Raw genomic sequence first — 17,914 nt, 5'->3', positions numbered from 1 at the left:
CGGCGCCAGGTTCCCCTTCCTACGCCTGCAGCGAGGGCCACAAGCATGCCCACCAAACCTGCCAACCAACCCTGGGAAGACCTTCATGCCTGCCTGCGCCTGGCGCAACTGGAGGCCAACCAGGTTCACGATCGCCAACAGGATGGCCAGCGCTGGTTCAACCGTTTTCTGCAAGGCCTGGAAAACAGCGGTGTCGAACTGATCGAACGGACGACGAAAAGCATCAACTGCGTACCCACGGATGCTGTGTTTCAAGACGTCTTCAACGGCTGGATTCCAGCGCCCCAGCGTCGCAACCTCAAGTTCGAGCGGGTTGCCAACGACATACTTAATGGCTTGAAACAGCCAGACCTCGCCCTGCTGCGCAGCACCTCGGCCAGCTCGCACCTGCGCATCGAGTTTGACCTGGATGACAGCGGCAGCCCGTTGGCGATCGTCTTCAACCTGTGCTGTTCGACCGACCCGGATGCCCCACGTACGCGCCTTGCCCTGCAACTGGACCACATGGGCGCGAAACTCGACGCCCGGGCTTTCGAGGCACGGCGAGTACAGGTCGAAAACCGCCTCCAGGCGCTTTCTGACCTCGATCAGTTCTGATCCGGCAGCTGTGGCTTGAGCGCCTGACGTTCTTCACGCGGACAGCGCCCAAAGCGTCTTTTGTAACGGCGGGTGAAGTACGACGGCAGCTCGAAACCACATGCCACGCTGACCTGCGTGATGCTCATCTGCGTCTGACACAGCAGCTGACGCGCCTTGTCCAGACGCAGGTCAAGATAGAAGCCACTGGGCGTATCATTCAGGTACAAGCGAAACAAGCGCTCCAGTTGACGCCTGGTGATCATGGCACGGGCGGCCAGCTCCAATGTGCTCAACGGTGGCTCGGTATGCTTTTCCATCTCGCCGATCACCTGCACCAGCTTGCGATTGCTGATGCCATAGCGAGAGGCGACCTGCATCCGCTGATGATCCTGCCGCGGCCGAATACGGCCCAACACGAATTGCTCCGAAACCTGCACCGCCAGCTCGCTACCATGGGATTGCGCAATCAGGTCGAGCATCAGGTCGATTGAGGCAGTACCGCCCGCACAGGTGATGCGCCGCCGGTCGATTTCGAACAGTTCCTGGGTGGCCTGCAGGCTCGGGTAATTCTCCTTGAACGCCTCCAGTGCCTCCCAGTGCACGGTGGCGCGGTGGCCGTCGAGCAGGCCGGCCTCGGCCAGCACCACCGCGCCGGTATCGATGCCACCCAGAACCACCCCCTCATGGTCCAGGCGGCGTAGCGCCTGCTGCAGCGCCGGCCCGTAACAGGCCAATGGCTCGAAACCCGCGACGATCAGCAGGATGCCACCAGGTTCGCCCGCCGCCAGCGCCGCATCGGCGTTCACCGACATGCCATTGCTGGCCTGCACCGCCCCGCCGTCCAGGCTCAACACCTGCCAGCGATACAACGGTCCCTTGAAACGATTGGCCACCCGCAGTGGCTCCAAGGCACTGATGAAACCCATGGCCGAGAACCCGGGCAACAACAGGAAGTGAATGATTTGCGGCATTGCATGCTCCACGGCAAAGGTGGTCGCCTCCGTGCAAATGTTGGTCGCCAGGGTGCGATTTTCCACCCTGACAGCAGCGTAGCTTCTTCATACGGCCCAGAGAGGTCGAACCCCAATAACAATATGCACTGCCGATGGAGAGCCACCATGCACAGCTTGATCCGCCGCAGCCTGTTGACCCTTGCCCTGAGCAGCATCGCCACTTCCCCACTATTCGCCGCCGAGCCTGCGGCCTGCAAGAACGTCCGTCTGGGCGTGGTCAACTGGACCGACGTCATCGCCACCAGCGCCATGGCCCAGGTGCTGCTCGATGGCCTTGGCTACCAGACCAAGCAGACCAGCGCCTCGCAGCAGATCATCTTCGCCGGCATCCGCGACAAACGCCTGGACATGTTCCTGGGTTACTGGAACCCGATCATGACCCAGACCATCACACCGTTCGTCGACGCCAAGCAGGTCAAGGTGCTCGACAAACCCAGCCTGGAAGACGCCCGCGCCACCCTGGCAGTGCCCAAGTACCTGGCCGACAAGGGCCTGAAGACCTTCGCCGACATCCACAAGTTCGAAAAGGAACTGGGCGGGAAAATATACGGCATCGAACCGGGTTCCGGCGCCAACACCCAGATCAAGGCAATGATCGCCAAGAACCAGTTCGGCCTGGGCAAGTTCCAGCTGGTCGAGTCCAGCGAGGCCGGCATGCTCGCCGCCGTCGACCGCGCGGTGCGGCGCAACGAGGCTGTGGTGTTCTTCGGCTGGGCACCGCACCCGATGAACGTGAATATCGACATGGTCTACCTGGGCGACAGCCAGGACGCCCTGGGCCCGGACGAAGGCCGCGCGACAGTGTGGACGGTGACTGCGCCGGACTACGCCGAACGCTGCCCCAACGCCCACCGCCTGCTGGCCAACCTGAACTTCAGCGCCGAGGACGAGAGCCGCATGATGCAGCCGCTGCTCGACCACAAGGATGCGCTGGAGTCGGCCCGCCAGTGGCTCAAGGACCACCCCGAGGACAAGGCCCGCTGGCTCGAGGGTGTGACCACCTTCGATGGCAAGCCGGCTGCCGACAACCTCAACCTCACTGCCAACTGATCCGGCCCATTCGCGGGTAAACCCGCTCCCACAAGTCATGCACATGCCAGGGGCAACATCGTCCCCTGTGGGAGCGGGTTTACCCGCGAAAAGGCCACCAGACACCACAAGGAACCCCGCCATGAACCACGACGTCATCATCACCTGCGCCCTCACCGGCGCCGGCGACACCGCCTCGAAAAGCCACCTTGTTCCAGTCACCCCCAAGCAGATCGCCGAGTCTGCCGTAGAGGCCGCCAAAGCTGGCGCCACCGTGGTCCACTGCCACGTGCGCGACCCGCAAACCGGCCGCTTCAGCCGTGACGTGGCGCTGTATCGCGAAGTCATGGAACGCATCCGTGAAGCCGACGTGGACATCATCGTCAACCTTACCGCGGGCATGGGTGGCGACCTGGAAATCGGCCCGGGTGAAACACCACTGGAATTCGGCCCGGGTACCGACCTGATCGGCCCACTGGAGCGCCTGGCCCACGTCGAAGCGCTGCTGCCGGAAATCTGCACCCTCGACTGCGGCACCCTCAACTTCGGCGACGGTAACTCGATCTACGTCTCCACCCCGGCACAACTGCGCGCCGGCGCCAAGCGCATTACCGAGCTGGGGGTAAAAGCCGAGCTGGAAATCTTCGACACCGGCCACCTGTGGTTCGCCAAGCAGATGATGAAGGAAGGCCTGCTCGACGACCCACTGTTCCAGCTTTGCCTGGGCATCCCGTGGGGCGCGCCGGCCGATACCACCACCATGAAGGCGATGGTCGACAACCTGCCGGCCAACGTCACCTGGGCCGGGTTCGGCATCGGCCGCATGCAGATGCCGATGGCCGCACAGGCGGTGCTGCTGGGCGGCAACGTGCGGGTGGGCCTGGAGGACAACCTGTACCTGGACCGTGGCGTGCTGGCCAGCAACGGCCAGTTGGTCGAGCGCGCGGTAGAGATCATTTCGCGCCTTGGCGCCCGTGTGCTGACCCCGGCCGAAGGCCGGGAAAAGATGAACCTCAAACGCCGCTGACACTTTCAGGAGCCCAACATGACCTTCATCACCGAGATCAAGACCTTCGCCGCCCTGGGTAGTGGCGTGATCGGCAGCGGCTGGGTCGCGCGCGCCCTGGCCCACGGGCTGGACGTGGTCGCCTGGGACCCGGCGACAGGCGCCGAGCAGGCGTTGCGCAAACGCATCGCCAACGCCTGGCCGGCATTGGAAAAGCAAGGCCTGGCACCAGGCGCCTCACAAGACCGCCTGAAGTTCGTCGCCACCATCGAGGAATGCGTCCGCGATGCCGATTTCATCCAGGAAAGCGCCCCTGAACGCCTGGACCTGAAGCTCGACCTGCACGCAAAGATCAGCGCTGCCGCCAAACCCGACGCGATCATAGGTTCCAGCACCTCGGGGCTGCTGCCCAGGGAGTTTTACGAATCGGCCACCCACCCCGAGCGCTGCGTGGTCGGCCACCCGTTCAACCCGGTGTACCTGCTGCCACTGGTGGAAATCGTCGGTGGCAAGCGCACCACCCCCGAGGCCATTGAAGCTGCCAGGACCATCTACACCGCCCTGGGCATGCGCCCGCTGCATGTACGCAAGGAAGTGCCCGGGTTCATCGCCGACCGCCTGCTCGAAGCCCTGTGGCGCGAGGCCCTGCACCTGGTCAACGACGGCGTGGCCAGCACCGGCGAGATCGACGATGCCATCCGCTTCGGCGCCGGCCTGCGCTGGTCGTTCATGGGTACGTTCCTCACCTACACCCTGGCCGGTGGTGACGCAGGCATGCGTCACTTCATGGCCCAGTTCGGCCCGGCGCTGCAGCTACCGTGGACTTACCTGCCGGCACCAGAGCTGACCGACAAACTGATCGACGATGTGGTCGAAGGCACCTCCGAGCAACTGGGCGACCGCAGCATCGCCGCGCTGGAGCGTTATCGTGATGACACCCTGTTGGCAGTGCTGGAAGCGGTGAAGACCAGCAAGGCCAAGCACGGTATGGCTTTCGGCGACTGAGGAGACCGCGATGCCCGCACTGATCACCTACCGCACCCCAGTCCAGGAGGACTGGGTCGACTACAACGGGCACCTGCGCGATGCCTTCTACCTGCTGATCTTCAGCTACGCCACCGACGCGCTGATGGAGCGCATCGGCCTGGATGCCGACAGCCGCGGCCAGAGCGGTAACTCGCTGTTCACCCTCGAGGCGCACATCAACTACCTGCACGAAGTGAAGCTGGGCACCGAGGTATGGGTGCAGACGCAGATCATCGGCTTCGACCGCAAGCGCCTGCATGTCTACCACAGCCTGCACCGGGCAGGGTTCGACGAAGCGCTGGCGGCCAGTGAGCAGATGCTGCTGCATGTAGACCTGGCGGGGCCGAAGTCGGCGCCGTTCAGTGAGCGTAGTGTCGGGTTGCTGCAAGGGTTGGTGGATGAGCAGCAGGATGTGCCCTCGGCTGAGTTCGTCGGCCGTGTGATGGGTTTGAACACCCGATCCTGAACAAAACTGCGTACCCTGTGGGAGCGGGTTCACCCGCGAATGCGATGGTGATGCTACCGACGCATTCGCGGGTGAACCCGCTCCCACAGAGGGCATGCATGCCTGCAAGTATTGAGCAAGCAAGACAGTGTGCCAACAGCGGCGGCGGTGTTGCGTCGGGCAAAAAAATAACCCCGGAAAGCCGTGAGCATCCGGGGCCAAGAGCGAGCAACATCCACTGTGCACGAACGAGGGTGACCAAACCCTCCGTTGCGGTAGATGGCTTGAGTTTGCGCACTTCCCGGCAGGTGGATTTAGCCGGGAACGACCTGTTCTTAGCCAAAGCAGCCATGGCGCCATTCTGTTGTTGCGGGCATGTCGCCGGCGTCACAGAATCGGTCGTAAATCACAGCAGCACTCTCTTAGCGATAAAAGGGACAACAGCCATGATGCATGCGGATTTGATTGACCAGGACGATCTGGCAGGCCACCTGCGCGCGCGCGGGTTCGAGATTCCGGCCGGCGCTACTGCCGAGCAGGCGTGCGAAGCGGTGGTGCGTGGGCTGACCGAGCCCAATGCACGGGCGCTGAAGGGGATGGTGGAGCAGATGTATACCGGTAGTGCGACGATCCTGCCGGCGGTGCGCCAAGCCATCGACAAACAGCTGTTGCCGGCGTTGGCGCAGTTCAACAAGCGCGGCTGATTCGTTTTCCTGTACTGGCCTCTTCGCGGGTAAACCCGCTCCCACAGGTACTGCACTGCTTTTGAATTCAGTGCAGTACCTGTGGGAGCGGGTTTACCCGCGAAGAGGCCAGTGCTGTTTCAGAGCCTTACACTGGCAAAGGTCGACTCGTTGCGCGCCTGGCTCAGGGCCGCCATCGGTCCGCTGTGCGGCGACAGAGTCATGGCCTGCGGGATCGGCATCATCGCCACCTGCTGCGCGGTGTTGGAGCCCACGCGCTCGTCACGCGGCGGAATGCCGAAGTATTCGCGGTAGCACTTGGAGAAGTGCGGGGTAGACACGAAGCCGCACACCGACGCCACTTCGATGATCGACATCGGCGTCTGCTTCAGCAGCTGCCGGGCGCGGATCAGGCGCAGCTTCAGGTAGTAACGCGACGGCGAACAGTGCAGGTACTTCTGGAACAGGCGCTCGAGCTGCCGACGCGATACCGACACGTATACCGCCAGTTCGTCCAGGTCGATCGGCTCTTCGAGGTTGGCCTCCATCAGCGCGACGATTTCCTGCAGCTTCGGCTGGTTGGTGCCAAGCATGTGCTTGAGCGGCACGCGCTGGTGATCCTGCTCGTTGCGGATGCGCTCGTAGACGAACATTTCGGAAATCGCAGCCGACAGTTCACGGCCATGGTCGCGGCTGATCAGGTGCAGCATCATGTCCAGCGGCGCAGTGCCGCCGGAGCTGGTGAAGCGGTTACGGTCGAGGGTGAACAGGCGGGTGCTCATGTTGACCCGCGGGTAGGCCTCCTGCATGGCCGCCAGGCATTCCCAGTGCACGCTGCAATCGAAACCATCCAGCAGCCCGGCACAGGCCAAGGCCCAGCTACCGGTACATACCGCGCCCAGACGGCGCGACTGACGGGCCTGGGTTTGCAACCAGGTGACATGCTCGCGAGTAACGCTGCGCTGGATGCCCACGCCGCCACAGACAATCACGGTATCGATGGGGGGCGCACTGTGCATGGCGGCGTCAGGGGTTATCTGCAAGCCATCGCTGGCCCACACCTGTCCACCATCGGCGGTGAGGGTGTGCCAGCGGTACAGCTCGCGGCCGGAAAGCTGGTTGGCCATGCGCAGCGGCTCGACGGCCGATGCCAGGGAAATGAGGGTGAAATTGTCCAGTAGGAGAAACCCGATGGACTGGGGGGCTGTGCGGTTCTGGGTTGGGTTCCCGGAGGTGTACGACGTCATCGCGATTTCTCCTCACACAAATGCAGGGTGTGCCTCAGGCGAGCACTGATTTCTTGTTATGTATGGCCCCGGTTCATGTGCAGGGGCCTTGGTGCCAATCTCAACGCAAACGCCGTGCCTGAAATTGAACGGCTATCCAAAAAAACCTGAAAACGACGCCTTTGTCAGGCAAATCAGGTGCTTTGATCGAGTTGGCCAATCTTCGTGGAACTGGCGTGCTAGGCGCTGTGCGTGTAACGGCTGAGCAATTTGGTGACATGCGCAGTGTAAGATGCCCAGAAACGACACTCTTGAGTGTCACCGACAACGCCCACACTGATAACGACACCCGACGATCGGTATGCGCCGTACTGCACCATAAAGGGGCATTGGGGGGCTGTGCTGCACCTGCGTCAAACTCAAGGGCCTCTTCGCGGGTAAACCCGCTCCCACAAGTACAGCACCGCGAGTGAGAGCAACGCAGTACCTGTGGGAGCGGGTTCACCCGCGAAGAGGCCCTTGAGGTCAGATCAAGCTATCAGCACTCGATCGCGCTGACTGCCAAACCACCGCGCGAGGTCTCTTTGTACTTGTCGTGCATGTCGGCCCCGGTATCGCGCATGGTACGGATCACCTGGTCGAGGGAAATGAAGTGCTCGCCATCACCCCGCAGGGCCATCTGCACCGCGTTGATGGCCTTTACCGCGGCGATCGCGTTGCGCTCGATGCACGGCACCTGCACCAACCCGCCGACCGGGTCGCAGGTCAGGCCCAGGTTGTGCTCCAGGGCGATCTCGGCAGCGTTCTCCACCTGTGGCGGGGTGGCACCCAGCACTTCGGCAAGGCCCGCCGCGGCCATGGCGCAAGCCGAACCGACTTCACCCTGGCAACCCACTTCGGCACCGGATATCGACGCGTTCTTCTTGCACAGGATGCCCACCGCGGCAGCACCGAGGAAGAAGTCGACCACGCTGGACTCGTCCACCGCATCGCTGAAGCGCATGTAGTAGTGCAACACCGCCGGGATGATGCCCGCCGCACCGTTGGTCGGCGCGGTAACCATGCGCCCGCCGGCGGCGTTTTCTTCGTTGACCGCCAGGGCGAACAGGTTGACCCACTCCATGGCGCTCATGGTCGAGCCGATCACGTTGGGCTTGCCGATTTCCTGCAGGCTGCGGTGCAGCTTGGCGGCGCGGCGGCGCACGTTCAACCCGCCAGGCAGCGTGCCTTCGTACTTGAGGCCGTTGTTGACGCATTCCTGCATGGCTTCCCAGAGCTTGTGCAGGCCGGCGCGGATCTCTTCCTCGCTGCGCCAGACCTTCTCGTTCGCCATCATCAATTGCGACACGCTGAGGTCGTTTTGCTTGCACAGGCGCAGCAGTTCGGCGGCGCTGTTGAAGTCGTACGGCAGCACCGTCTGGTCGGCATCCAGCACGCCGCTGGCGGCCTGGGCGGCATCGACCACGAAGCCGCCACCCACCGAGTAGTAGGTGTCGCGGTGCAGCTCGCCCTGCTCGCCTTCGGCAATCAGGGTCATCGCGTTGGGGTGGTACGGCAGGTTCTCGTCCAGCAGCAGCATGTCGCGGGCCCAGACGAATTCGATGGGCAGGCGGCTGTCCAGCTGCAGGGTGTTGGTTTCGCGCAGGTCGGCGATACGCGGTGCGATCTGGGTCGGGTCGATGGCGTCAGGCCATTCACCCATCAGGCCCATGATGGTGGCATTGTCGGTGCCATGCCCCACACCCGTGGCCGACAGCGAGCCATACAGGCGCACTTCGATCCGCTTCACACGTTCCAGCTCGCCGCGTTCGCGCAGGCCCTGAACGAACAGGGCGCCAGCACGCATGGGGCCGACGGTGTGGGAGCTGGAGGGCCCGACACCGATCTTGAACAGGTCGAACACGCTGATGGCCATTGTCGAATCACCTCTTGCTGGGCTTGTCTCTGCGCGCCATGCGCAGGGCGGGGCAGCTGCTAGGCTGAAGCAGCGGGCCGCCTTGAATGCACGCATCATCGGGCTTTTACCAACCCCCTCGCCGTCTGCAACCGACGTACTTTTGTCCAGCAGCGCCGCGCTGTTTTTTACCGGGGAGCTGCCCTCGCCACGCCGCTTTCCGGCGGCCTGGTGACGTAAAAATGCGGCTGAGGGGGTGGAAAAATCCATAAGCGACATCGCCCATACTGGATACGACCCGTTCCGTACTGGTTACGACCCCACCAGTAGGCGATTGCCCAGCGCTGGAGGATTATCGAAAGCGACTCGTAAAGCACGGCCACGCATCCTGCCCTCTGCAGGCCTGGTCGACCGGACCCTGAGAAAGCCCGGCGACCCACGCGAACCCGAAGACAAAATCACAGGAGTCCATCCATGAAAGGTTCACCCTCGCTGTTGCTGGTTGCGTTGCTGTCCGCGCCTTTGCTGGCCCAGGCCGCCGAACCCGAGCAATGCCAGACGGTACGGTTCTCGGATGTCGGCTGGACCGACATCACGGTAACCACCGCGACCACCAGCGTTGTGCTCGAAGCACTGGGTTACAAGACCCACACCACCATGATCTCGGTACCGGTGACCTACAAGTCGCTGGCCACCGGCAAGGACCTGGACGTGTTTCTCGGCAACTGGATGCCGACCATGGAGAACGACATCAAGCAGTACCGCGACGCCGGTACTGTAGAAACAGTGCGCGCCAACCTGGAAAACGCCAAGTACACCCTGGCCGTGCCCCAGGCGCTGTATGACAAGGGCCTGAAGGATTTCAGCGACATTCCCAAGTTCAAGAAAGAACTCGACAGCAAGATCTACGGCATCGAGCCCGGCAACGATGGCAACCGCACCATCCAGAGCATGATCGACAAGAACGCCTTCGGCCTGAAGGACGCCGGCTTCAAGATCGTCCAGTCCAGCGAGGCCGGCATGCTGTCGCAGGTCGACCGCGCGCAGAAACGCGGCGATGCGCTGGTGTTCCTCGGCTGGGAACCGCACCCGATGAACACCCGCTTCAAGATGCAGTACCTGACCGGCGGGGACGAGTTCTTCGGCCCCGACTTCGGCAAGGCGACCGTATTGACCAACACCCGCAAGGGTTATGTGCAGGAATGCAGCAACGTTGGCCAGCTGTTGAAGAACCTGTCGTTCGAGCTCAAGGATGAAAGCACCATGATGGGCTATGTCCTGGACGACAAGATGAAACCCGAGGCGGCGGCCAAGAAGTGGCTCAAGGACAACCCTGGCAAACTGGATGCCTGGCTGGCCGGCGTAACCACCGTGGATGGCAAACCCGGCCTTGAGGCGGCCAAGGCCAAGCTGACGCAATAACGAAATACGCAATAGCGCTACCTCGGGGCAGGCCCGTGCCTGCCCCGGGTTGATTTCAATCTATGCAGGTGGAAGCTCGCTATCATGCTTATCGATCAGAAAATACCCCTGGGCCAGTACATCGCGTCGTTCGTCGAGTGGCTGACCCAGAACGGCGCGAATTACTTCGATGCCATCGCGCAAGGCCTGGAGTTCATGATCCATGGCGTCACCAGTGCCCTGACTTTCTTCAATCCGTTCGTGCTCATCGCTCTGTTCGCCGCCCTGGCGCATTTCATCCAGCGCAAGTGGGCGCTGACCGCATTCGTTGCTCTTTCGTTCCTGCTGATCCTCAACCTGGGTTACTGGCAGGAAACCATGGAAACCCTGGCGCAGGTCACCTTCGCCACAGTGGTTTGCGTGGCCATCGGCGTGCCACTGGGCATCGTCGCCGCGCACAAACCGATGTTCTATACCGCCATGCGCCCGGTACTCGACCTGATGCAGACGGTACCTACCTTCGTCTACCTGATCCCCACCCTGACCCTGTTCGGCCTGGGTGTGGTGCCGGGGCTGATCTCGACGGTGGTGTTCGCCATCGCCGCGCCGATCCGTCTCACCTACCTGGGCATCTGCGACGTCCCGCAGGAGCTGATGGACGCCGGCAAGGCCTTTGGCTGCTCGCGGCGCCAGCTGCTCACCCGTATCGAACTGCCGCACGCGATGCCAAGCATCGCCGCCGGCGTTACCCAGTGCATCATGCTGTCGCTCTCGATGGTGGTGATTGCCGCCCTGGTCGGCGCTGACGGCCTGGGCAAACCTGTGGTCAACGCACTGAACACCGCCGATATTTCCCTGGGCTTCGAAGCGGGCCTGGCGATCGTGCTGCTGGCGATCATGCTCGACCGTATCTGCAAGCAACCGGACCTGCCGGTAAGGGGTGAAGCATGAGCATCATTCGTTTCGAAGACGTCGACGTCATCTTCTCCAACAAGCCGCGCGAAGCGCTGGCCCTGCTCGACCAGGGCCAGACCCGCGAGCAGATCCTCAAGCAGACCGGCCTGGTGGTGGGTGTCGAGAAGGCCAACCTGGATATCCAGAAGGGCGAGATCTGCGTGCTGATGGGCCTGTCCGGTTCTGGCAAGTCGAGCTTGCTGCGCTGCATCAACGGCCTCAACACCGTCAGCCGCGGCAAGCTGTTCGTCGAGCACGAAGGCAAGCACATCGACATTGCCCACTGCACCCCCGCCGAGCTGAAGATGATGCGCACCAAGCGCATTGCCATGGTGTTCCAGAAGTTCGCCCTGATGCCTTGGCTGACGGTGCGCGAGAACATCAGCTTTGGCCTGGAAATGCAGGGCCGCCCCGAGAAGGAACGGCGCAAGCTGGTCGACGAGAAGCTCGAGCTGGTGGGCCTGACCCAGTGGCGCAACAAGAAGCCGGACGAACTGTCTGGCGGCATGCAGCAGCGCGTGGGCCTGGCCCGGGCTCTGGCGATGGATGCCGACATCCTGCTGATGGACGAACCGTTCTCGGCACTGGACCCGCTGATCCGCCAGGGCCTGCAAGACGAGTTGCTTGGCCTGCAGGCCAAGCTGAGCAAGACCATCGTGTTCGTCAGCCATGACCTGGACGAAGCGCTGAAGCTGGGTAGCCGCATCGCCATCATGAAGGACGGGCGGATCATCCAGTACAGCAAGCCGGAAGAGATCGTGCTCAACCCGGCCGACGAGTATGTGCGCACCTTCGTCGCCCATACCAACCCGCTGAACGTGCTGTGCGGGCGCAGCCTGATGCGCAGCCTGGACAACTGCAAGCGGGTGAATGGTTCGGTGTGCCTGGACCCGGGTGGCGATTCGTGGCTGGACCTGGGCGAAGGCAACTCGATCAAGCGCGCACGCCAGGGGCAGAACGGGCTGGAGATGCAGAACTGGGCGCCGGGGCAGGATGTGGAGCTGCTGGGCCGCCGCCCAACGTTGGTCAATGCTGATATCGGCATGCGCGAGGCGCTGCAGATTCGTTATCAGACCGGCAACAAGCTGGTGTTGCAGGATAACGACAAGGTGGTGGGGATTCTTGGGGATACCGAGCTGTATCACGCATTGCTCGGCAAGAACCACGGTTGATGCCATTGGGGCCGCGTTGCGGCCCATCGCCGGCAAGCCAGCTCCCACATTGGCAGCGCAGGCCCTGAGCCTTGTGCGGTCCCTGTGGGAGCTGGCTTGCCGGCGATGGGCTGCAAAGCAGCCCCAATTAATCGATCAGCGAACGACGATCCCGCGCGAAGCCATGTAGGCCTTGGCTTCCGGCACCGTGTACTCACCAAAGTGGAAGATACTGGCAGCCAGCACCGCACTGGCATGCCCTTCCAGAATGCCGTCAGCCAGGTGCTGCAGGTTACCCACCCCGCCCGAGGCAATCACCGGAATACCCAGCGCATCACTGATCGCGCGGGTAACACCCAGGTCGAAGCCGTTCTTCATGCCGTCCTGGTCCATGCTGGTCAGCAGGATCTCGCCAGCACCCAGGCCTTCCATCTTCTTAGCCCATTCAACGGCATCCAGCCCGGTCGGCTTGCGCCCGCCGTGGGTGAAGATTTCCCAGCGTGGTTCTTCGCCCGGCCCGGACACCTTCTTGGCGTCGATGGCGACAACGATGCACTGCGAACCGAAACGGTCCGCTGCCTCGCCGACAAACTCCGGGTTGAACACCGCGGCCGTGTTGATCGAGACCTTGTCGGCACCGGCATTGAGCAGGTTGCGGATGTCCTGCACGGTGCGCACGCCACCGCCCACGGTCAGCGGGATGAACACCTGGCTGGCCATGCGCTCGACGGTATGCAGGGTAGTGTCGCGGCCATCGACGCTGGCGGTGATGTCGAGGAAGGTGATTTCATCGGCACCTTGCTCATCGTAGCGACGGGCGATTTCCACCGGGTCGCCGGCATCACGGATGTTCTCGAACTTGACGCCCTTGACCACCCGGCCGTTGTCCACGTCCAGGCAAGGGATGATGCGCTTGGCCAGTGCCATGGTTCAGTCCTCAGCCTTGGTAGTTGTCGCAGAAGGCCTGGGCCTCGGCGACATCGAGGGTGCCTTCGTAGATGGCACGGCCGGTGATGGCGCCGATGATGCCCGGGGCCTTGGCGTCCAGCAGGGCCTTGATGTCGCCCAGGTTGTGGATGCCGCCCGAGGCAATCACCGGGATCGAGGTAGCTTCTGCCAGCGCCTTGGTGAACGGCACGTTGCAGCCCTGCATCATGCCGTCCTTGGCGATGTCGGTGTAGACGATCGCCGAGACGCCATCGGCCTCGAAACGCTTGGCCAGGTCGATGACCTGCACCGAGCTCACTTCAGCCCAGCCGTCGGTGGCGACGAAGCCGTCCTTGGCGTCCAGGCCAACGATGACCTTGCCCGGGAAGGCCTTGCACGCTTCGGCGACGAACTCCGGCTGCTTGACCGCCTTGGTGCCGATGATCACGTAGCTGACGCCAGCCTTGACGTAGTGCTCGATGGTTTCCAGCGAGCGGATGCCACCGCCGATCTGGATCGGCAGGGTCGGGTAGCGCTTGGCAATGGCGGTGACCACTTCACCGTTGACCGGCTGGCCTTCGAAGGCGCCGTTGAGGTCGACCAGGTGCAGGCGGCGGCAGCCACCCTCGACCCACTTGGCGGCCATGCTCACCGGGTCGTCGGAAAATACCGTGGAGTCTTCCATGCGGCCCTGGCGCAGGCGCACGCAGGCACCGTCCTTCAGATCGATAGCGGGGATAATCAGCATCTTGGGAACCTGTCTGTTCTTGGGTTTTCAGGGCTTCTCGAGCGCCCACAGATCGCTTTCGATGCTCTCGAACCGCTCCTTGAGGTGCAGCTGAACATCGGCAATCGCCCTGTTGTAGTAAAGGGGTGCAATTTCTTTGCTGAACAGCTCGAGGACTTCGGCCACTTCGAACGACCCCAGCTCCAGCTCGAAACGGTCTTCGAGGAAGCGCTTGAGCGTGTGCAGCGCTTCGCGCTCCTGCTCGGGGGCCAGGGTGATGACCGGGGCCTTGGTCTTCGACCTGCTCATTTACCAGCGCCCGTCCCAGGCGACGAAGTTCTGCAGCAGCTGCAGGCCATGGGTATGGCTCTTCTCCGGGTGGAACTGCACGGCAAAGCGCGAGCCATCGGCCAGCGCAGCGGCGAAATCGACACCGTAATGGCCGCGGCCGACCACCTGGGCCGGCTTGCCGGCATTGATGTAGTAGCTGTGCACGAAGTAGAACCGCGCACGGTCGGGGATGTCGTGCCACAGCGGGTGGTCGTTGGTCTGGCCAACTTCGTTCCAGCCCATGTGCGGCACCTTCAGGTGCTCGCCGTCTTCCTGCAGGTCTTTGCCGAAGAAGCGCACCTGGCCGGGGAACATGCCGATGCAGTCGACACCGTCGTTTTCTTCGCTGTGGTCGAGCAGTGCCTGCATACCCACGCAAATGCCGAGGAACGGGCGGTCCTGGCTGACTTCGCGCACCAGGCTGTCGAAGCCCAGGCGGCGGATTTCGGCCATGCAGTCACGAATCGCGCCCACGCCCGGGAATACCACGCGGTCGGCTTCGCGGATGACCGTGGCATCGCTGGTGACCAGCACCTTACCGGCCCCTACATGCTCGAGCGCCTTGGCCACCGAGTGCAGGTTGCCCATGCCATAGTCGATTACGGCTACCGTCTGCATTTACAGGCACCCTTTGGTGGATGGCATCTGCCCGGCCATGCGCTCGTCGAGGGTAATGGCCATGCGCAGGGCGCGGCCGAAAGCCTTGAACACGGTCTCGATCTGGTGGTGGGTGTTGTGGCCACGCAGGTTGTCGATGTGCAGGGTCACCAGGGCGTGGTTGACGAAGCCCTGGAAGAACTCCTGGAACAGGTCGACATCGAAGCCACCGACGCTGGCGCGGGTGTACGGCACGTGCATCTGCAGGCCCGGGCGACCGGAGAAGTCGATGACCACGCGCGACAGCGCTTCGTCCAGCGGCACATAGGCATGGCCGTAGCGGAAGATGCCCTTCTTGTCACCGATGGCCTGGGCAAATGCCATGCCCAGGGTGATGCCGACGTCTTCGACGGTATGGTGATCGTCGATATGCGTGTCACCCTTGCACTCGATATCCAGATCGATCAGCCCATGGCGGGCAATCTGGTCCAGCATGTGTTCAAGGAAAGGCACACCGATATCGAATCGGGCCTTGCCACTGCCATCGAGGTTGATCGAGCACTTGACCTGGGTTTCCAGGGTATTGCGCTCGACGGAAGCCTTACGTTCGACCATCACCAGCTCCGCAAAATCATTAGGCGAAAAGGGCTTCATTATAGGCCTAGAACGCGCCGGCTTGAAACGCGGATGACATATGGCAAAACGAGGAATTACGCAGGCCGGATACCGTTACAGGTCTATACAACCGGGTGGCCTGGGGCTGCTTTGCAGCCCTATCGCCGGCAAGCCAGCTCCCACAGGGACCCTCACAATCTTCCAGGCCTGTGGCGTACCTGTGGGAGCTGGCTTGCCGGCGATAGGGCCAGTACAGCCAGCAAAGTCAGCCGGTTTTACCACTGATCAATGGAACAGCACAGCCGTCTTCTGCAGGGTAATCCAAACGCCCCAGGCCAACGGCACGACCACCACTGCCCAGGCCAGCAGCACCAGCGGCAGGCTACCCGGCGCCGCTTTCCACTCCAGCGAGCGCGCCCCGTCGGAGCCCTTGTCATGGCTCAACGCCCGTTCGGCAGCCAGTTCGGCATCGCTCATGAAATGCTTGTCGGCCACCGGCCGCACCAGCATGTTGCAGACAAAGCCCAGCACCAGCAGGCCGGCGAGGATGTACAGGGTCATGTCATAAGCAGCCGCACGCTCCACCCCGGCCGCCAACTGGTACTCGCGCAGGTAGGTGATAAGCACCGGCCCCAGCACCCCGGCCGCCGCCCAGGCGGTCAGCAGGCGGCCATGAATGGCGCCGACCATCTGCGTGCCGAACAGGTCGGCCAGGTAGGCCGGTACCGTGGCAAAACCACCACCGTACATCGACAGAATGATGCAGAACGCCGCCACGAACAGCGCCACGTTACCCAGGTGCCCCATGTTCGGCACCAGGCTGTACAAGCCCACGCCCAAGGCAAAGAAGGCGAAATAGGTGTTCTTGCGGCCAATGTAGTCCGAGAACGACGCCCAGAAGAACCGCCCGCCGATGTTGAACAGGCTCAGCAGGCCGGTGAAGCCGGCGGCAATCGCGGCAATCTGCGCCAGCTGGGCGCTGTTCAGCTCGCTGAAGCTCAGCCCGTTGCCCAGCAGCTTGCCGGCGAACACTTCCTGCAGCAACGGCGAAGCCATGCCGAGGATGCCGATACCCGCCGACACGTTCAGGCACAGTACCAACCAGATCAAGGCGAACTGCGGGGTCTTCCAGGCCACGCTGACATGCACGTGGCGGTCGGTGACCATGGTGTTGCCAGCTTTCTTCACCGGGGCGCTCCAGCCTTCTGGCTTCCAGCCGGTCGGCGGCACGCGATACGCCAGGGCACCGGCGGTCATGAACACGAAGTAGATCGCCGCCATGACGACGAAACTTTGCCACACGCCCACTTCCTGCGCATTGCCGAAATGGCCCATCAGCGCGGTGGCCAGCGGTGCACCGACCATGGCCCCACCACCGAAGCCCATGATCGCCATGCCGGTGGCCATGCCGCGCTTGTCCGGGAACCACTTGATCAGGGTCGACACCGGCGAGATGTAGCCCAGGCCCAGGCCGATACCACCGATTACGCCGGAACCCAGCCACATCAGCCACAGCTGATGGGTTTTCACGCCAATCGCCGAAATCAGCATGCCACCGCACCAGCACAGCGCCGACACCAGGCCGGCCTTGCGCGGGCCGGCGTGTTCCAGCCAACCACCCAGCACAGCCGCCGAGCAACCGAGGAAGACGAAGAACAGGGTGTAGATCCAGCTCAGCATGGAAATCGGCCAATCGCACTCGGCGCTGAACATACGGGCCATGAAGCCCATGTCCGCTGCGCAGGCAACCGGGGCGGTGATGCCGAGGGCTTGCGACAGCGGCAGCCAGAACACCGAGAAGCCATAGGCCATGCCGATGCACAGGTGGATGGCCAGGGCGGCCGGCGGGACCAGCCAGCGGTTGAAGCCCGGGCGGGCGATGATGCGCTCCTTCGACAGGAAGCCTGGCGCACTGGCCAAGGTCCCCGCCGCGACGGTACTGCTCATGGATCAGATCCTTCTTATAGGTAGGGTGCAGGCAAAGCGGCGCAAGGGTAGCAGCATCAAGTAGCGTGAAAGCAATCTGATATCGTTAATTTTTGCTCGGCTGAAACGGTCATGTTGCCTATACCGGCCCTATCGCCGGCAAGCCAGCTCCCACAGGGATCCCACCGACCTCGGGGACAGCGGGATCCCTGTGGGAGCTGGCTTGCCGGCGATAGGGCCAGTACAGGCCACACATTCGGAACTGACAAACATGGCTGTCGAAAGCCGTACCATCTGCTGTACGCGTAGGAAATGCCCTGTATCTCTAGTCGAATACGCAGGGGCAACCACTGCGGCGCTATACTCTGGCGCTTGAATTTCAAAA

The 17,914-nt window shown here is 62.7% G+C and carries 18 protein-coding genes; 9 read left to right on the top strand and 9 right to left on the bottom strand.

Annotated elements, in window-relative coordinates; translation table 11 throughout:
- The first annotated feature begins 45 nt into the window (after window positions 1-45).
- Entirely contained in the window at window positions 46-597 is a 552-nt protein-coding gene (locus ABX298_RS12145; RefSeq protein WP_075044353.1) for a hypothetical protein, read from the top strand.
- Here ABX298_RS12145 and ABX298_RS12140 read toward each other — a convergent pair.
- Entirely contained in the window at window positions 588-1,550 is a 963-nt protein-coding gene (locus ABX298_RS12140) for a GlxA family transcriptional regulator (protein WP_367394434.1), read from the bottom strand. The genes ABX298_RS12145 and ABX298_RS12140 overlap by 10 nt on opposite strands.
- Before the next feature lie 147 nt (window positions 1,551-1,697).
- On the opposite strand from ABX298_RS12140, the gene choX (ABX298_RS12135) reads away from it, so the two are divergent.
- The 5 genes from choX (ABX298_RS12135) to ABX298_RS12115 all read left to right on the top strand — a co-directional run bounded on the left by choX (ABX298_RS12135) (window position 1,698) and on the right by ABX298_RS12115 (window position 5,802).
- Window positions 1,698-2,642 carry a choline ABC transporter substrate-binding protein gene (choX, locus tag ABX298_RS12135; protein ID WP_013970502.1) on the top strand — a complete coding sequence of 315 codons (945 nt, stop codon included), beginning with the start codon at window positions 1,698-1,700 and terminating at the stop codon, window positions 2,640-2,642.
- Window positions 2,643-2,763: 121 nt separating this feature from the next.
- The gene (locus ABX298_RS12130) at window positions 2,764-3,648 is read left to right on the top strand and encodes a 3-keto-5-aminohexanoate cleavage protein (RefSeq protein WP_046614490.1); all 885 of its coding nucleotides are present in this window, start codon (window positions 2,764-2,766) and stop codon (window positions 3,646-3,648) included.
- Window positions 3,649-3,666: 18 nt separating this feature from the next.
- Window positions 3,667-4,632, top strand: coding sequence for an L-carnitine dehydrogenase (locus tag ABX298_RS12125; RefSeq protein WP_367394433.1), 966 nt, complete (start codon window positions 3,667-3,669; stop codon window positions 4,630-4,632).
- Between the two features lie 10 nt (window positions 4,633-4,642).
- Entirely contained in the window at window positions 4,643-5,119 is a 477-nt protein-coding gene (locus tag ABX298_RS12120; protein ID WP_075044351.1) for a thioesterase family protein, read from the top strand.
- Window positions 5,120-5,544: 425 nt separating this feature from the next.
- Window positions 5,545-5,802 (top strand): hypothetical protein, encoded by a 258-nt coding sequence (locus ABX298_RS12115; RefSeq protein ID WP_003257487.1) that lies wholly within the window; start codon window positions 5,545-5,547, stop codon window positions 5,800-5,802.
- Between the two features lie 119 nt (window positions 5,803-5,921).
- Here the strand turns inward: ABX298_RS12115 and ABX298_RS12110 are convergent, their stop codons facing one another.
- A complete protein-coding gene (locus ABX298_RS12110; RefSeq protein WP_025337376.1) occupies window positions 5,922-7,028 on the bottom strand; it encodes a GlxA family transcriptional regulator in 1,107 nt (368 codons plus the stop codon).
- Window positions 7,029-7,545: 517 nt separating this feature from the next.
- Window positions 7,546-8,922 carry an L-serine ammonia-lyase gene (locus ABX298_RS12105; protein WP_025337375.1) on the bottom strand — a complete coding sequence of 459 codons (1,377 nt, stop codon included), beginning with the start codon at window positions 8,920-8,922 and terminating at the stop codon, window positions 7,546-7,548.
- Window positions 8,923-9,375: 453 nt separating this feature from the next.
- Between ABX298_RS12105 and choX (ABX298_RS12100) the strand changes: the two genes are divergently transcribed.
- The 3 genes from choX (ABX298_RS12100) (at window position 9,376) to choV (ending at window position 12,428) form a co-directional block, all read left to right on the top strand.
- Entirely contained in the window at window positions 9,376-10,323 is a 948-nt protein-coding gene (gene choX / locus ABX298_RS12100; protein ID WP_085591296.1) for a choline ABC transporter substrate-binding protein, read from the top strand.
- Window positions 10,324-10,404: 81 nt separating this feature from the next.
- Entirely contained in the window at window positions 10,405-11,253 is an 849-nt protein-coding gene (gene choW, locus ABX298_RS12095; RefSeq protein ID WP_169774667.1) for a choline ABC transporter permease subunit, read from the top strand.
- Window positions 11,250-12,428 (top strand): choline ABC transporter ATP-binding protein, encoded by a 1,179-nt coding sequence (gene choV / locus ABX298_RS12090; RefSeq protein WP_075044350.1) that lies wholly within the window; start codon window positions 11,250-11,252, stop codon window positions 12,426-12,428. Before choW ends, choV begins: the two co-directional genes overlap by 4 nt.
- A gap of 135 nt (window positions 12,429-12,563) precedes the next feature.
- Here choV and hisF read toward each other — a convergent pair whose 3' ends face one another.
- The 6 genes from hisF to ABX298_RS12060 form a co-directional block, all read right to left on the bottom strand.
- A complete protein-coding gene (gene hisF, locus ABX298_RS12085) occupies window positions 12,564-13,334 on the bottom strand; it encodes an imidazole glycerol phosphate synthase subunit HisF (RefSeq protein WP_013970495.1) in 771 nt (256 codons plus the stop codon).
- A 10-nt stretch (window positions 13,335-13,344) separates the two neighbouring features.
- Window positions 13,345-14,082, bottom strand: coding sequence for a 1-(5-phosphoribosyl)-5-[(5-phosphoribosylamino)methylideneamino]imidazole-4-carboxamide isomerase (hisA, locus tag ABX298_RS12080; RefSeq protein ID WP_003257484.1), 738 nt, complete (start codon window positions 14,080-14,082; stop codon window positions 13,345-13,347).
- A gap of 27 nt (window positions 14,083-14,109) precedes the next feature.
- Window positions 14,110-14,370 (bottom strand): DUF2164 domain-containing protein, encoded by a 261-nt coding sequence (locus ABX298_RS12075; RefSeq protein ID WP_003257483.1) that lies wholly within the window; start codon window positions 14,368-14,370, stop codon window positions 14,110-14,112.
- A complete protein-coding gene (gene hisH / locus ABX298_RS12070; RefSeq protein WP_025337371.1) occupies window positions 14,371-15,009 on the bottom strand; it encodes an imidazole glycerol phosphate synthase subunit HisH in 639 nt (212 codons plus the stop codon). It lies immediately after the preceding gene.
- Window positions 15,010-15,603, bottom strand: coding sequence for an imidazoleglycerol-phosphate dehydratase HisB (gene hisB / locus ABX298_RS12065; RefSeq protein WP_003255736.1), 594 nt, complete (start codon window positions 15,601-15,603; stop codon window positions 15,010-15,012). It lies immediately after the preceding gene.
- A 285-nt stretch (window positions 15,604-15,888) separates the two neighbouring features.
- Complete coding sequence (locus ABX298_RS12060) at window positions 15,889-17,550, bottom strand: OFA family MFS transporter (RefSeq protein WP_238067158.1); 1,662 nt, start codon at window positions 17,548-17,550, stop codon at window positions 15,889-15,891.
- Between the last annotated feature and the right edge of the window lie 364 nt (window positions 17,551-17,914).

Origin of the sequence: Pseudomonas sp. X4, from assembly GCF_040784925.1 — a bacterium.
In the GTDB taxonomy this organism is placed as follows: Bacteria; Pseudomonadota; Gammaproteobacteria; order Pseudomonadales; family Pseudomonadaceae; genus Aquipseudomonas; species Aquipseudomonas putida_Z.
The sequence above is the reverse complement of the archived record's forward strand: the minus strand, read 5'-3'. Positions and strand labels throughout refer to the sequence as shown.

Bases quoted from the DNA above. Each gene is read 5' to 3' on its own strand.
- ABX298_RS12145 (WP_075044353.1), top strand. From the start codon at position 46: ATGCCCACCAAACCTGCCAACCAACCCTGGGAAGACCTTCATGCCTGC.
- ABX298_RS12140 (WP_367394434.1), bottom strand. From the start codon at position 1,550: ATGCCGCAAATCATTCACTTCCTGTTGTTGCCCGGGTTCTCGGCCATG.
- choX (WP_013970502.1), top strand. From the start codon at position 1,698: ATGCACAGCTTGATCCGCCGCAGCCTGTTGACCCTTGCCCTGAGCAGC.
- ABX298_RS12130 (WP_046614490.1), top strand. From the start codon at position 2,764: ATGAACCACGACGTCATCATCACCTGCGCCCTCACCGGCGCCGGCGAC.
- ABX298_RS12125 (WP_367394433.1), top strand. From the start codon at position 3,667: ATGACCTTCATCACCGAGATCAAGACCTTCGCCGCCCTGGGTAGTGGC.
- ABX298_RS12120 (WP_075044351.1), top strand. From the start codon at position 4,643: ATGCCCGCACTGATCACCTACCGCACCCCAGTCCAGGAGGACTGGGTC.
- ABX298_RS12115 (WP_003257487.1), top strand. From the start codon at position 5,545: ATGATGCATGCGGATTTGATTGACCAGGACGATCTGGCAGGCCACCTG.
- ABX298_RS12110 (WP_025337376.1), bottom strand. From the start codon at position 7,028: ATGACGTCGTACACCTCCGGGAACCCAACCCAGAACCGCACAGCCCCC.
- ABX298_RS12105 (WP_025337375.1), bottom strand. From the start codon at position 8,922: ATGGCCATCAGCGTGTTCGACCTGTTCAAGATCGGTGTCGGGCCCTCC.
- choX (WP_085591296.1), top strand. From the start codon at position 9,376: ATGAAAGGTTCACCCTCGCTGTTGCTGGTTGCGTTGCTGTCCGCGCCT.
- choV (WP_075044350.1), top strand. From the start codon at position 11,250: ATGAGCATCATTCGTTTCGAAGACGTCGACGTCATCTTCTCCAACAAG.
- hisF (WP_013970495.1), bottom strand. From the start codon at position 13,334: ATGGCACTGGCCAAGCGCATCATCCCTTGCCTGGACGTGGACAACGGC.
- hisA (WP_003257484.1), bottom strand. From the start codon at position 14,082: ATGCTGATTATCCCCGCTATCGATCTGAAGGACGGTGCCTGCGTGCGC.
- ABX298_RS12075 (WP_003257483.1), bottom strand. From the start codon at position 14,370: ATGAGCAGGTCGAAGACCAAGGCCCCGGTCATCACCCTGGCCCCCGAG.
- hisH (WP_025337371.1), bottom strand. From the start codon at position 15,009: ATGCAGACGGTAGCCGTAATCGACTATGGCATGGGCAACCTGCACTCG.
- hisB (WP_003255736.1), bottom strand. From the start codon at position 15,603: ATGGTCGAACGTAAGGCTTCCGTCGAGCGCAATACCCTGGAAACCCAG.
- ABX298_RS12060 (WP_238067158.1), bottom strand. From the start codon at position 17,550: ATGAGCAGTACCGTCGCGGCGGGGACCTTGGCCAGTGCGCCAGGCTTC.